This window comes from Indolivaga alginatilytica (genome assembly GCF_003201355.1).
GTDB lineage: Bacteria > Bacteroidota > Bacteroidia > Bacteroidales > Dysgonomonadaceae > Dysgonomonas_A > Dysgonomonas_A alginatilytica.
In genome coordinates this window covers 1-15,282 of the sequence record NZ_QICL01000002.1, presented here as the reverse complement: position 1 = coordinate 15,282, position 15,282 = coordinate 1, and the positions used below count along the sequence as shown (strand labels likewise).

Annotated in this window: 12 protein-coding genes; 6 read left to right on the top strand and 6 right to left on the bottom strand. The window is 38.0% G+C overall.

Annotated features, from left to right (window positions below):
• Positions 1-35: 35 nt before the first annotated feature.
• Positions 36-395, top strand: coding sequence for a hypothetical protein (locus CLV62_RS02790; protein WP_110309278.1), 360 nt, complete (start codon positions 36-38; stop codon positions 393-395).
• A 66-nt stretch (positions 396-461) separates the two neighbouring features.
• Here CLV62_RS02790 and CLV62_RS02785 read toward each other — a convergent pair whose 3' ends face one another.
• From CLV62_RS02785 to CLV62_RS02775, 3 genes are read right to left on the bottom strand one after another with little or no spacing between them, the layout of a single operon-like run.
• On the bottom strand, positions 462-941 hold the full coding sequence (locus CLV62_RS02785; RefSeq protein ID WP_110309277.1) for a nuclear transport factor 2 family protein: 480 nt from the start codon (positions 939-941) through the stop codon (positions 462-464).
• 17 nt (positions 942-958) lie between these two features.
• Positions 959-1,738: an SDR family NAD(P)-dependent oxidoreductase gene (locus tag CLV62_RS02780; protein ID WP_185144243.1), complete on the bottom strand. Its 780-nt coding sequence runs from the start codon at positions 1,736-1,738 to the stop codon at positions 959-961.
• 25 nt (positions 1,739-1,763) lie between these two features.
• Positions 1,764-2,054 (bottom strand): putative quinol monooxygenase, encoded by a 291-nt coding sequence (locus CLV62_RS02775; protein ID WP_110309276.1) that lies wholly within the window; start codon positions 2,052-2,054, stop codon positions 1,764-1,766.
• A 123-nt stretch (positions 2,055-2,177) separates the two neighbouring features.
• On the opposite strand from CLV62_RS02775, the gene CLV62_RS02770 reads away from it, so the two are divergent.
• From CLV62_RS02770 to CLV62_RS02760, 3 genes are all read left to right on the top strand, one after another.
• Complete coding sequence (locus CLV62_RS02770) at positions 2,178-2,483, top strand: MerR family transcriptional regulator (protein ID WP_110309275.1); 306 nt, start codon at positions 2,178-2,180, stop codon at positions 2,481-2,483.
• A 174-nt stretch (positions 2,484-2,657) separates the two neighbouring features.
• A complete protein-coding gene (locus tag CLV62_RS02765; RefSeq protein WP_110309274.1) occupies positions 2,658-3,293 on the top strand; it encodes a nitroreductase family protein in 636 nt (211 codons plus the stop codon).
• Positions 3,290-4,234, top strand: coding sequence for a DMT family transporter (locus tag CLV62_RS02760; protein WP_110309273.1), 945 nt, complete (start codon positions 3,290-3,292; stop codon positions 4,232-4,234). Before CLV62_RS02765 ends, CLV62_RS02760 begins: the two co-directional genes overlap by 4 nt.
• Before the next feature lie 118 nt (positions 4,235-4,352).
• On the opposite strand, the gene CLV62_RS02755 is transcribed toward CLV62_RS02760, so the two are convergent.
• Positions 4,353-9,929 (bottom strand): alpha-2-macroglobulin family protein, encoded by a 5,577-nt coding sequence (locus tag CLV62_RS02755; protein ID WP_110309272.1) that lies wholly within the window; start codon positions 9,927-9,929, stop codon positions 4,353-4,355.
• A gap of 353 nt (positions 9,930-10,282) precedes the next feature.
• A complete protein-coding gene (locus CLV62_RS02750) occupies positions 10,283-10,711 on the bottom strand; it encodes a helix-turn-helix domain-containing protein (RefSeq protein ID WP_110309271.1) in 429 nt (142 codons plus the stop codon).
• Positions 10,712-11,337: 626 nt separating this feature from the next.
• On the opposite strand from CLV62_RS02750, the gene CLV62_RS02745 reads away from it, so the two are divergent.
• Positions 11,338-11,703 (top strand): hypothetical protein, encoded by a 366-nt coding sequence (locus CLV62_RS02745; RefSeq protein ID WP_110309270.1) that lies wholly within the window; start codon positions 11,338-11,340, stop codon positions 11,701-11,703.
• Between the two features lie 798 nt (positions 11,704-12,501).
• A complete protein-coding gene (locus tag CLV62_RS02740; protein ID WP_110309269.1) occupies positions 12,502-13,371 on the top strand; it encodes an OmpA/MotB family protein in 870 nt (289 codons plus the stop codon).
• A 106-nt stretch (positions 13,372-13,477) separates the two neighbouring features.
• Here the strand turns inward: CLV62_RS02740 and CLV62_RS02735 are convergent, their stop codons facing one another.
• On the bottom strand, positions 13,478-15,193 hold the full coding sequence (locus CLV62_RS02735; RefSeq protein WP_110309268.1) for a hybrid sensor histidine kinase/response regulator transcription factor: 1,716 nt from the start codon (positions 15,191-15,193) through the stop codon (positions 13,478-13,480).
• Positions 15,194-15,282: the final 89 nt, after the last annotated feature.

The following is a 15,282-nucleotide window of genomic DNA, read 5'->3' as shown; positions in this document are numbered from 1 at the left end:
ATTTGAATATCACTATTTATTAAAAACAATTCGATATGATTTATGCAATAATTTTAATTGTGTTAGGGCTTATAGCTATTCTATTCAACAAAAAGCCGATAACCAAACAAGCAGCCGTTGTAAAAGTATGGCTGGCTCCATTATTTATTATCTGGGGAACAGTAGGAATTGTAATTCTGAGCACGATACGATACAGTGTAATCGACGAAAATGCAACGTACTGGTATTTTTTGATTTTGGGCAGTTCAATAGAAATACTTATAGCAGTTTTCTTTATTTACAGGTATATCAAGTTGAAGAAAAATCCCCAACCTGATGACAATCTGTTTTTACCGCAAACTATTTTAGGTGTTGTTGCAATTCTGGTTGGAGTAGCAACTATTCTTGTTAAATAAATATACTGTTGTAATGAGCAAAATATCCCCTCAGTTTTAATGTCTAAGGGGATATTTCTATTTAAATCAAAATGGCTTGTCAACATGTGCATAAGGCACTTTCGCCACAATCTTCCAAACTCCGTTAAATTTGAGTAAAGAAATATAATCGGTAGCTATCAGCTCTTTATTTCTAAATAATAGCACTTTTACGGCGGCGGCATTGCCCGTTACATCAATGGAGGCAAAATCATATGTCAATGTTCGCAATCCTGGATTTCCTTTATTGTCCTTTTTATAATCATCCACAGCCTTTTTCCATTCCAAAAGGGGAAATCTTTTCAGCTCCTCACCATCTGCAGAGAAAATTGCAAAATCGGGATGAAACAATTCTAACATTTTATCGGTATCCAGCTTATTAGCTACAGCATTAATATATTTCTCTTCTAACAATTCTTTAATTTGCTGTTCTTCCATATTGTTTACTTTTTCGTTTTCTTGTGAGGCAATCGAAGGCAGTATAATCATTACAAATGCCGCTAATAAGAATATTTTTTTAATCATCATACAATTCTGTTCATTAGTTAATTTGTAGTTAGTCCACCATCGACAGACATGATAGAGCCTGTAATCCACTTAGCCTGATCAGATGCCAAAAACAAAGCCGCCTGAGCTACATCTTCAGCCTCTCCTATTTTGCCCAAAGGATAAATGGTTTGTATCATTTCCCTAAATCTTTCCTGTTCGTGAGGTGTAAGCTTCTCTATATTCAGATTAAGCTGTGGAGTCTGTATACTGCCCGGTGCAATGGCATTTACCCGAACTCCTTTTTTACCCATCTCAAAAGCTAGCGATTTGGTAAAAGAATCTATTGCACCCTTCGTCAGCGAGTATGCTGTGGAATCTCTTCCCGACAGCATTCTGTGAGAAAAATAAGATGAGATATTAATTACATTTCCTTTAGACTCTATTAAAGATTCTAATAAATACTGAGTCAAAAAATAGGGTGCTCTGATGTTTAGGTTGATATGCAGATCCAGAGCTTCTTCACTCGTTTCTTTAAAAGGAATAAAGCGCCCTATTCCTGCATTATTTATTAAAATGTCAACTTTAGGAATAGTTCTTAATATCTTCTCCGAAATTGTTTTCACAGAAGGCAAAACTCCCAGATCAGCCGCAAACGTATAGATACCAACGCCATAAACCGACAAGTCTTGTTTTACTTGTTCTAATTTTTTTTCATTTCGGGCAATAAGAACAATGTTTGCTCCATTCCCGGCAAAGACTTTAGCAATAGCTAAGCCGATGCCATCACTCCCTCCTGTTACTATTGCGTATTTACCTTTTAAAATTTGTTGATCCACTTTTTATATTTTAAAAAAATTACTGTTATGCAACTTCGGTATGGTGGGTCGCGGATACAACTTCAAACAATCCCAAAGAAAAACACTCCTGAGTATGTGCTGCTTTCATGTGTATATCCAGAGCTGCTGCATCTTTAAATATTTCCCAGAGGATAAATTCATCCGGTTGAGCATTGTTTTGAAATATCCTGAAGATTTCACACCCCGGCTCTTTAACGGTTTCGTTCACTAGTTTTGCTACTGCAATTCTAAATTCTTGTATTTTATTTGTTTTGCATTTTAAGATTACTGTTGATTCTACTTTTCTATTATCCATTTCTTTTTTTTAAAATTAATTACACAAATTGCCTAAACAATGCAACAATTGTCGATTATTTACAATTGCAAATTAAGGATATATTATTTAGATTTGCAACAATAATTGTAATTTATTTACAAAATGAAAAAAAACGAAAACTTATCCTTTGATTTTGAGTTTCTTGACAAACTAATTGTCGGTATTGGCGAAGTATCTCAAATAACAGGTATTCCCACAAGGCAAATCCGTTATTGGGAAGACAAAGGCATTATCAAAAGCCTAACAGAAGAAGAAGGCAAGAACCGCAGATACAATTACGAAAATATCAAGCGGATGCTTTTAATTAAAGAATTACTGGATGAAGGCTACACGCTGGATGCTGCTACCAACAAGCTGAAAAACAGAATGGAAATGATAGAAGATACGCTAAAGAGGTTAAAGAAATAATTTCCCGAAAATATATCCGGGTGAAAAGGTTTCCTGTCATTTAATTGCGTAATTTTGAGGCTTTAATTATGGTCTCAGACCAAATCTGTGGCTCTGGTAAATGTCATAACCGGAAAACGTTATTACTGAATAATATGACAATACTTATTTGGCTATATTTATTTCACATACATTATGGATTTTCTTGAACTTGCAAGTAGGAGACAAAGCACACGCAAATACGACACAACCAGATCGGTAGAAGCCGAAAAGATCGAACGGATTATAGAGGCCGCCCGACTGGCTCCATCTGCTTGCAATGCACAACCCTGGCACTTTGTAGTAGTAAACGATGCCCAATTGATTGATGAAACTCTTGAATCAATTGAAAATCCGACAGAAAGTGAAACACAATCCGTACATCTTGTTCTAGTGGACGAATCGGAACTAAAGAATAAGGTTGCAGATGCTGCTTCTGCGCGACTACTGGGAATGAATCACTTCACAAAACAAGCTCCCATACATATTCTTCTGGTTGAAGAAAAGGTTAATCTAAGTTCGGGGATCGGAGGCGTTATCAAAGACAAACATTTTGCCTATGTAGACATAGGTATTGCCGCTTCACATATTTGTCTGGCTGCCGAAGCCGAAGGATTGGGAAGCTGCATATTAGGCTGGTTCAACGAATCAAAGATAAAGAAACTGCTAAACATACCCGACTCTAAACGAGTCATACTCGACATACTGATCGGCTATCCGGCTCAGGAATTGAGACCTAAAAAACGCAAGCCAACAAACGAAATAGTATCATACAATACGTATAAAAAATGAAACTTTCTCAAAAACAGGTTGGGCATATAACTATGTTCAGTGTTGTTACTTTTTTTGCAATCAACATTCCCATCAGTAAATACCTCCTTCAATCGGGGTATATCAGCCCTTATGGGCTTACTATTGCACGAATGGTATTTGCTACTATAGCTTTCTGGACAGCTTCACTTTTTGTGACTAAAGAAAAGATTGATCGTAAAGATCATTTTACAATTTTTCTGGGGGGACTTTTAGGTATTACATTCAATCAGGGACTATTTATTTTCGGATTGAATAATACTTCTCCTGTCGATGCATCTATAATCACAACAAGCACCCCTCTTTTTGCCATGGTTATAGCTGCTCTTGTACTAAAAGAGCCTATCACAACAAAGAAGGTTTCGGGTGTATTATTAGGTGGGCTCGGTGCTATATTCTTAGTTTACACAAGTCATCATGGAGATATTACCACCGACTCAAGCATGAAAGGGAATATGGCTGTAGTATGCAGTTCGCTAAGTTATGCGTCCTATCTGGTTGTAACCCGTCCTTTGACTGCTAAATATTCCTCTATCACCTTAATGAAGTGGATGTTCTTGTATTCAACCGTTATATTACTTCCATTTTTATATAAAGATTTAGTTAGTGCTCCTCTATTCTCCCAATCGGAAGTATTGCCCTTTCTGCTTATCGGTTATACATTGCTCTTTGCGACATTCATTGCATATACACTTATACCTGTGGCTCAAAAAAGAATCAGGGCAACAACTATCTCTATGTACAATAACCTACAACCGCTTATAGCATCATTTATTGCTATCGGTTTAGGACAAGACAGTTTTTCGGGGACTAAAGCTTTATCTGCTGTTATGATTCTCATCGGGGTATATCTGGTTACACAGAGTAAATCGAGAGCCGATGTGGAAGCTGAACAAAAAGGAGTGGTGGCGGAGAATGAATGATTACTCAGACCTCAGATTGGATATATAATAATACTTTATAAATAAGCCAATTTACATTACATAAAAAAGCCGTATACATTATTGTATACGGCTTTTCTTCAATATTATCGATTTACTCTTATTGCTTGACCTCGACCCACATACCCGAAGTACGACTTTGAGTTTGCGGTTTGTACATTGCCTCACAAGATACTGCAGGCAGATAGAACCGACCGCAATACGCTGCTTGCAAACGAACTTTAACGGCTGTTGAATATCCATTGCCGAGATTAAAGAATGTCATCACCCTATCGTCTCGTATATCCTGATAATTAAACGATCCACTGGTAGCATCAGCGGCTGCATTAAACAATCGGTTATTGAATATCTCCCAACCTGAAGGGAATATCTGGGTTAGTGCCAAATCGGTGATAGATTCGCCCGAAACGTTTTGTATAATCACATTCGCAAAAAACTCAGTTCCTTGCTGAAGCGAAGTTATATCTACCTCATTGTTATTATCATCTACATATTTCACATAGAGATTTATTCCGTCATTTTTAGGACGAGATGTATCTACCAGAGGTTGAGTGCGTCCAATCAGACGAACATACAATTGCCCTTCTCCTTTATTGGTAAAATTGATATTTACAACTTCTTGTGGCTTAATCGTATATTCATGGAATACCTGAGCCGAATTTTCAACTTTTTGAGGTGCGCCGTTCAAACTCCAGTCATAAGCTATTGCTCCTTTACCCATCTTTTCAGCCAACTGAGACATGGCTATCAAACCATACGCTGCTGTTTGAGTAGAGATATAATCGGAGCTTAATTCTTCCGATACTTGGGAGGCTAACGATAATGCTTTTTCGGTTCTGCCTAAAAGCAGGTTAGTTTCCATTATCATGGCAACGTCACGAGCCGGACTACCATAAGTATTATTAAATGCTGAATAATTATCAACAGTTAAAGGTACATTCGATATTATCTGCTGTGCTGCATCCTTTTTACCTGTAATAGCATATGCTGCCGCCAATCTCCAACGGGCTTGTATCGAAAGATCTTTCATTTCCTTCAATCGGTTCATTGCTCCTAATTCGGGATCGCCTGCCAAAGCTAAAGTATACAAGCGATATGCTTGTTGCAGGTCGGTCATCGAATACGAATAGTAAGAACTGTAAAGATCTCCCCTATTCCATCGTTGTGCTGATTTTTTCTGGAATTGTTTCCATTTACTGATAACAGATTCCGGAACATTATATCCTTTATTTTTAGCTTCGATCAGGAAGTGTCCGGCATAAGTACTCACCCACTCTGTTGGGTATGAACTACCCGGCCAGTACACAATACCACCATCACCCAATTGGCGTGACGACAATATTTTGATCGCTTCATTGATATTATATTTCATCTTCTCGGTTTCTTTTTCCGAGAATTTTCGGAATGCACTTACATATAATAGAGGGAATACGCGTGAAGTTACTTGCTCCGAACAGCCATATGGATAATCGTAGAGATAAGCCATATTCTTACTTAAATCAACAGCCGGCATACGTGACACTTCAAGTTTAACCCAATCATCAGAAGTTGGCGAATCAAGATTAATATTTAATTCGTGTGAATCACCGGCTGAAACCAAAGCCTCCGAAGTCAATATAATCGGAGGATTAGGATTTCTCACTTCTATATCTATGGTTTCATTTGAGCTTTCGCCTCCGCCACTTGCTTTAATGGTTACCTTCTCAGCTCCTGTTTTCTTCGCAACTTTCACTTTAAAGTAAATCACTTTATCTCCTGTTTCGGTAAACGTAACCGATTTGGTTGTTCCATCTGTAAACTGGAATAATCCGTTTGCTGCCTGAACTGTTACATTTACAGTCTTCACCTTTTTATCCATTGCAAAGACATTTACAGGAAGTAATATCTCCTCATCGGGTCCCGCAACTCTCGGAAGGGTAGATAAAACCATCAACGGGTTTTTCACCGCCACTGTTTTTTCGGTGTTTCCATATGCTCCTTCTTGCGATCCGGCTACTACCATCACACGTACTGAACCGATATACGGATCGAGCTTTATCTTATGAGATTGTGTTTCGCCTTTCTTCATCGTGAACGGTCCTAAGAATTTCACAACCGGTTTGAATCTGTTCAAAGGATTGCTCGATGGTTTAAGAGTTTCGTCACCACCAATACTAAGCAATGGACCCAATTTTCCGGCTTGCGCTCCTACTACCATATCGAACATATCCCATGTACGAACTCCCAATGCCTGATAAGCATAGAAATCTGTCCACGCATTGGGTGTTTTAAATGAAGTCAGATCAAGCAGACCTTCATCTACCACAGCCAGAGTATAGGTCATTGCCTTTTTATTTTTCTCCGATACCGAAACTGAAAATTCCTTTTCAGGCCGAAGTTCATCAGGCATAGTTATAACAGGAGTCAATATCGTATTCTTATTTTCAACCTTGATATTCAATACGCCATACAAACGTATGGGCAAATCATTATCGGTTTGAGCATGAGGTTGCAAAAGTGTTGCAAAGATGAAGAAGTTCGGGTTCATTTCGTCCGTTACTTCAAATGTATATTTTGTATCTTCCTTGGCACTGGTTTTAGCCCAATCGCGTTGTATTACCTTTGTTCCGTCTTCGATGCTGATTAATACTCTACCATCGGAACTTTTAGGAATGGTTACCGTTACTTTTTCACCCACCTGATAAGGTGTCTTTTTATCCGTAGAAAAAGATAGCATAGTTAGTCCCGAAGCATCTTCTTTGTTTGAACGTCCTTTCCATGCAGGCCAGTCTACATATATAACTTTACCTGCTATATGTCCGCCTTGTTTATCGGTTGCCATCACCAAATAGCGTCCCCATTCGGAATCTTCTACTTTAAAGCTGACTTTGGCTTTTCCGCTAACAGTTGCCACGTCTTTATCCAATACTACATTGGCAGATGTATTGTTGACATAGGAAGATAAATCGTCGTTATTGCGGTTCCACCACCACGACCATTTAATCTTATATATTTTCACATTGATATCCGATCTGTTAAGAGGTTTTCCGTCGGGAGACAAGGTTGCGATATCCAACATATTGTCTTTTCCTGTTTCCAACATTTCGTAGTCAGATTCGTTAGGCGATTTGATACCGACATATGCCGAGTAGGGAGAATAAGCCGCAGTCTGCGAATAGATACTTGCATCGCCTCCCGTTTCGAATACCCTCGATACTAAAGTTGCCTTAAGCATCCCCGGCGCATTGGATGCCGGAGGTAGTTTTCCTGCCACATTAGCATTGCCGCTTGCATCGAGCCTTCCTTCAAATATGGTATATGTATCGGTACTGAAATTACTTGCAGGATTATTAAACGAATATGCCTCATATCCTTTAAATGGATTTCCGGCAACAGACAAAGTCATCTCAACACTTGCTTTCAGGTTAGATGCTGCTGCTCCATGCAACCATTGCGATGACAAAGTGCTGTTCAAGACACCTCTGCTCGCATCAATCAGTTCTCCGACATTCAACCGGACTTTTAACCTGTTAGGTTTTACGGTTTCTATTTTTATGGTTTTAGAGAAAGTCGCTCCCCCTACTTTTATATCTGCCCGCCAGTTACCTGTAATGGCTCCCGGATCGGTTGCCAGCTTGAAGGTATAGAACCCGTCTTTGCCCGATGTATTTACATGTTTCTGATACAACTGACCGGTCGGTGTAAATAAATCCAATGATACAGGATGCCCTTTAGGCAGGGGATTTACTTTATCATCCAATATAAATGTCAGGTAAATAGAATCGCCCGGACGCCAGACACCTCTTTCTCCGTATATATAACCTTTCAAGCCTTTTTGTATTTCTTTTCCACTGACATCAAAATTACTTAGGGATAGAGAAAGATTAGAAGTCAGTTTCAAATAGCCTTTATCTTTATCTTTTGCAGCAACCACCACAAAAGGAACTCCGCCTTTATAATCGATAGTAGCAAATCCGTCGCCATCGGTTTTAGCCGATCCTATACGCTGCATCTGAAAATTATACACATCCACAACTGCTCCCGATATGGGTTTTGTGGTAAGTATATCGGTTAATGCGACCGTTACTTTTTTGTCTGAACCTATTTTGGCTACTAAACCTATATTAGAGGCAAACACAATACAGTCGGATGAGCGGTTGCTGTAATAACTGCTTTTACAAGGGTCTTCCCTTTCTTCCCAATCGTAATCCTCCCAATCTATAGGATCATAATAATAGGTTTGAGGAATGTCCCAAACAGCTTCGTCTTCTTCCGACATACGATTGTCGAATCTCTCCAAACCCGCTTCCTGAGGCACTTGAGGTACTATTCCACTACAGGGGTATAATGAATATTCTTTCTTCATCGTAAACTTAACCCGATAGATTGCACCCGGCTCTTGCTTGATGAGTGTGGATAGGTCTATTAAGAAATTATTCCACTGATCCAATCGCATGGTATGGTCTTCATCGAGCCTGATTTGCTTTTTAAGCACTAAACGACCGAAGCGTCTCAATTCGTTATCACCTCCAAAATCATTCGATTGAAGGTATCCTAATACATTGTTTTCAAATATCTTGACAATTGTAACATCTACAGCCCACAGGTTGACCGCCTGGAAGGGTATGTTCAGATTATCGGAATTGGGGAGAATATTACCCGAGTTGAGCAATTTAATCTCAGGTTTATTCTTTTCAAGAGATAATTGGTAATTGTAGTTCTTATCCAAGGTTTTATTTTCAGAGCTTTTCAGTTCTTTAAAGATATTCAGATCGACACTTGTATTGCTACTGTTGCCATCTAAATAGAGTTTCAGTACGTTCTTTTGTATTTCGTATGAAAAATTTTCGATTCCATTCGGATTGACCAACCCTTGTATATTCTGATTGTTAGATAACGGGTCGCTGAATGTAATACGGATACATTCCGACGGCTCGTAAGCGGTACGCACATCAATAACCGAGAATGTGGAAGCATTAATTGCAGGAATCACTATCGGAAGTTTTTCCGCATCTCTTTTTGCTCCGATAGGCGAGCCGTCCACTTTCAGTGTATAGGTCAGATCCTGAGTTGTTCTCTTGAGGCTGTCAATGGTAAAGGCATACCGACCTTTTACGTCCGTAGCTTCTATTTTTACGACTGCTGTATTGGAATTTCCTTCTACCGATAGCATTTTTTCAATATCGGGCATAGAGGCTTCGTCTGCTAATGATAGTGTTCCTCTCACTGTATTCCATGTGAGGTCATTGTCCTTTGTTGGGGAATAGGGTAACATATCTACCGCAAAATTTTGCTCGGGTACTTTAAAGTAGAAGTAAAATTCTTTGAAGTCTTTTTCTACTTGAAGTACTTTATCGAGTTTAAACCAAGCATCGTAAGTCTCGCCTTGCTTTAACTCCCCCGGTTCGGGTACAAATTTGATGGTTCGTGTATTTACCCAATAGGCTTTCCCTTTAATTTTAGGTGAAAACTCGAATAAATCCTGATCTACCTCCGCATTCAATTCGACAGAAGGCATATCCTGATTCAATTCAATTTGTATGGAAGATACGGAGGAAACCGATCCGTAGGTAAAAGCTGCAATATAACGTGCAAATTCGGGGTCGATAGTACGTGAACCCTTACGGCTACAGGCGTTTGTCAGTAACAAAAACCCTATTGTCAGAAATAATACCAATATTGGGTTTATTTTTCTCATGAAGTGCTATTTTTAGTAAATGTGTAAACTTAGAACAAAGATAAGTAAACTTCTCAGAACACAGATAACCACAGATTTATATTTACTGTCGCGCCTCTCACGAGGCTTGCCTTTCATTTTGCCTTGATGCAAAACGAAACAAAAAATCAAGACTGTGCCTCTTTGCACGACCCGATACGTGCTCGAAAGCGAAAACAAAAAAATACTTTTGACTCTGATTTCTTTTTGTTTTTTACGCTTCCAATCACATCGGATACCCCGTGCAACCGACAAGGTCGATAGCCTGACGGATGCCAACCTACGCTAAACAAAGGAATGATTGCCGTTGGACTCTTTATAAAATTTAAACCTGTTTAACGGTTTACTTTTAGTTCTTCTATTTGCTTATCTTTTTCTTTTAGAAGCCTTTCGTATAATTCGGAAACTTTATCAAGTGGATTGTATATATTTTCTTCTCTTTCAACAATTTTCTGCCCCATAATATCCCCTTGTGAATTTTCTGCATGTGTCATTGAAAATTCATTTTCATATACATTATAAGAATTTATCACCTCCTCAGGCTCAAAATTTTTCAGGAAATTAACAGGAACATTTAGAGCCGTTGCGAATTTATCAAGGACAGAATCATCTATTACTTCTTCGAGTTCCAAAGCAGATACTTTACTTTGAGACATGTTTACTCTGAAAGCTAAATCTTCCTGTGTGATATCCATACTAGTTCTTGCAATCCGCAAATTTCTTCCGTGATTGATTTTCTTTCTCTTTTTGGCTACAGTTTCCATATTTATATATCGTTATCAGTTGATTAAACAAATGTGTATCGTTGAAGTTTAGTGCTAAATTAAGATATTTTACCGCAACTTGGGTAATAATTTACCATATTCTCGGTTTTTCTCTGCCAAAAGTAAAATATCTGCTGATATTCAGCAAATATAATATCTTGTAGTAAAATATTTTATTACATGATTAGCTCCTATTTTTGTGATAAGGTCTCAGACCTTTTTATTGATTTGGCAGGCATAAAAACCGGAGATAGTTATACTGATAAAACATCGCATTAAATATTAGACGTTACTTATAAAAAGAATCCTGATTTGATAGTCGAAATACGTTTTTCGAAAGCTACACGCTCGTGCCGCACTCGAGGTAATGCCTGCACAGAAGCTTATTTGCAAATCGACGATATTAATTATAGTTATTCAACAACCAATCTGTATTTATTAACCTGAATCTAAATGTGTTTGAAATGGTGCTTAATAATGAAAGGCACAAAAAAGAGGGAATGACTCGGGTTATTTCCTCTTTTCTTTTTATTGGTTATTTTTGAAGATAATTATATTATTTTATTCTCTACGTTAAACTATTTTGTTGTTTCTTAGTCAAACGAAATACCTAACAATTTAACATTATGAAAAAAGTAATATTATTAATGTCCGTTTTGCTTTGTATAAGTTTGATTAGTTATGCCGGTAACGGTAGAATCTATAAAGGCAATTCAACTGCTTATTCTGATATTGTATATACCGTAAGCGATGGTAGAATATACAATGGTAACTCAACTGCTTACTCTAATATTGCATATACCATAAGCGATGGCAGAGTCTACAGAGGTAATTCAACCGCATACTCTGATATTGTATATACCATAAGCGATGGCAAAATCTACAGAGGTAACTCAACTGCATACTCTGATATTGTATATACCATAAGCGGTAATAGAATATACAACGGTAATTCAACTGCTTATTCTAATATTGCGTATACAACCGAATAAGATTGCCGAACATTTCTTCATTTATTTTTAGTCTGTTTTTTCATTTTAAAGGATTTACAAGTTCTTTAATCGTCTTAATTACATCCGTCAGGCTACCGACCTTGCCGATTACACGGGGCACCCGATGTGGGAAGAAAGCGTAAAAAACAAAAAGAAATCAGCATTAAACGTATTTTTTGTTTTCGCTTTCGAGCACGTATCGGGTCGGGTAAAAAGGCTCAGTCTTGATCTTTTGTTTCGTTTTGCATCAAGGCAAAATGAAAGACAAACCTCGTAAGAGGTGCGTCAGTCAGTTACAAGCTTCTTTTTTAGCAGATAAGCCCACTTTTTTTATCTATCTGTAAAGGATAAGGTATGATAAAAAAGGTGACAGGAACAAAGAGAAAAAAGAAGTGTACAAAAAGTGTCACTTTTGTTACTTTTGTAACCTTTTAAATCATTAATTACTGATAAACAAGATATTAAAAAAATCGAAAAAGTGACACTTTATAGTCACCTTTGTCACTTTACCGATTACTTTTTGTGACTCTTGTCACCCTTTTGTATAACTAAGGTCTAAGACCTGTTTATTGCTTTGGTGTAGGGGTGAACCTATGTGTTCACCTGTCTGTATCGGGCTGACACATAGGTCTGCCCCTACGACCAAAAATACAGCATTAAATATTTACAGCTACTTATTTAAGTTATTGACCCGTGTAAGATATTAACGGATATAAGCCATACGACCTCAAACAATTAATGAACATTGTTGTTATTAATATTGATTATATAATTAAATTCAATAATAAGATTTAGTTTATGAAATATTCTGTTTGGTCGTTGCTGATATTAACAGCAAGTTTAATGTTTACGGGGTGTGTCACTAAGGGAAAGTTTAAAAATCTGGAAACAGATTATAAACAACTGCAAACTGAATTTCAGGGAAGTCAATTGCAGTTGACCGAAAGCCGCACTCGTGCAACAAGTTTAGAAGAAAGTCTGGCAGAAGCCCGAAAAAACAATGAGGAATTGCGTACAGCTTTAGCTGAAATGCAAAATTCATTGAATAAGAGTCTTCAGCATAGTTCTCAAGGTAATGCGAATATTGGAAAACTGGTAGATGAAATCAATGCATCCAACCGCTTTATTCAGCATCTGGTACAAGCTAAAAACAGATCCGATTCTTTGAATCTGGTGATGGTTAATAATCTTACCCGTTCGCTCAGTCGCGAAGAAATGAAGGATCTTGATATTCAAGTATTGAAAGGCGTTGTGTATATTTCACTGTCCGACAACATGTTGTATCGTTCCGGCAGCTTCGAGATAAGCGATAAAGCAGGTGAAACTCTTAGTAAGATTGCGAAGGTCATTCTGGATTATAAAGAGTATGATGTATTGGTGGAAGGAAATACCGACACCGATCCTATTTCCCGTCCTAACATCCGTAACAACTGGGATTTGAGTGCTTTACGCGGCTCATCTGTTGTTCAGGCATTGCAAAATACGTATGGGGTTGATCCTAAACGTCTGACTGCTGCAGGACGTGGAGAGTATAATCCGATTGCCAATAACAACACTCCCGAAGGAAAAAACCGTAACCGTAGAACGCAGATAATCATTACTCCTAAACTGGATCAGTTTATGGAACTGATTGAACAGGCTCCGCCAAGTTCTCTCGACGGAAATTGATAATCATCGGTACGAATGGTTCTTATACAGCAAAGGTTGTCTCGGGTTCTCCCGAGGCAACCTTTCTTTATGAAACCAAAACCGTTAAAACAATATGGTGTGGGACCTACTGCCGGCTTTCGTTGAAATCCTTGGGTAATACTCCGTATTGTTTCTGGAAACATTTCGCAAAATAAGAGGGGCTGTTAAATCCGGTCATGTAGCAAACCTCATTTACCCGGTACTTATTTTCTGCCAGTAATTCAGTAGCTTTCCGAAGCCTTACAATCAGCAGAAGCTTATTGGGTGTAATCCCTGCCAGATTCTTTATTTTAGCAAATAAGCCCGAACTGCTTATGCATAACTCTTCGGCTAACTGTTCGACAGAGAAATCGACATTCGAAATATTCTTTTCTATTATGTCATGTAATTTGGTCAGGAATTCTTCATCCGCTTTATTTCCTGCAATGCTCTTTAAAGAAGTAAAAGGGGTTTCCGTGAACCTTTTCAGGAGGCTCTTTCTTGATTCGAGAAGGTTATTTATCTGAGCCGAAAGGTAAGACATCGAAAATGGTTTTTCTACATAAGCATCCGCCCCTATTTCCAGCGCTTCAATCTTAGAGACGATATTCGTTTTGGCAGTCAGCAGGATAACCGGAATATGATTCCACAGGATAGAGATCTTTACTCTTTGACAAAACTCTATTCCATCCATTTCACGCATCATTATATCACTGATGATAATATCGACTTCGTTCTTCTCCAGCATCTTGATTCCCTCTAAGCCATTATTCGCCAGAAGCACGTGATAGGAGGCAGTGAAATTTTTATGCAGAAAATACTGCATGTCCAAATTGTCTTCCACAATCAGAAGCGTTGGTTTATCTTCTAATAGAGACTCCTGATTATATGAATAAACATTCTCTAAGTCTGTTTTCTCCTTTTCAATACTGACGGCTGATTCTACTGTCTCTTCCTTGTCGGAATCTATCTTGTGAATTATAGGCAGTTCTACGGAGAAAGTCAAACCTTTACCCATTTCGCTTTCTATCGTAATCTTTCCGGCGCAAGCATCTATTATAGATTTCACCAGATATAAGCCGATTCCCGTCCCGGACTTATCACTTCCCGAAATCTGGTAAAACGGCTTGAATATATTCTCCCGTTCATTCTCAGGAATACCCATACCGTTATCAATGACAGAAATACTGTATTTATCTGCTGCGGTATCCACATGAAGGTTCAACTCAATATAGTCTTTCGTGTATTTCGAGGCATTATTCAACAGGTTACTTACCACCTTTGTCAGATTCTCGACATCTATACCTGTACGGAAGTTTTTATCATTGTATGAGTAAATAAACTTTATGCTTTTATGTTCTATGAATGATTTAAAGCGATCGTGGATAGCCAGAAGAAATTCATAAATATTCTGATCCGATAGCGAAATCCGGATTGTTTCCCTTTCTATTTTTCTGAAATCGAGCAATTGATTAACCAGAGACAGCAGCCGCTGACTGTTCCTGTCTATAATAGTGAGGTCAGACACAATATCCTCAGGTAGAGAATGGCTGTTTGCCGTAATCTGTTCCAACGGTCCTATAATAAGGCTCACCGGAGTACGTATCTCGTGTGCAATATTGGTAAAGAAATTTATCTTCGAATCATAAGCTTCTTTCTCCTGATCGGCTTTCATTTTATCGATCTTCTCCTTATTCTTCTTTTCCTCTTTTCTTTTCTGGAAGTTCAGCAATAGAATCAAAAGGGTGATCACCACTATAATATAAAAGCAGATAGACCACTCATTCCACCAGAATGGAGGCGTTATAATAATCTTTCCCATCTATATACATTGATGCACTAAACTAATACATAAACATTAATTCCATAAAAGGTATTATATCATATAAGGATTAGATAAACAATCCACCT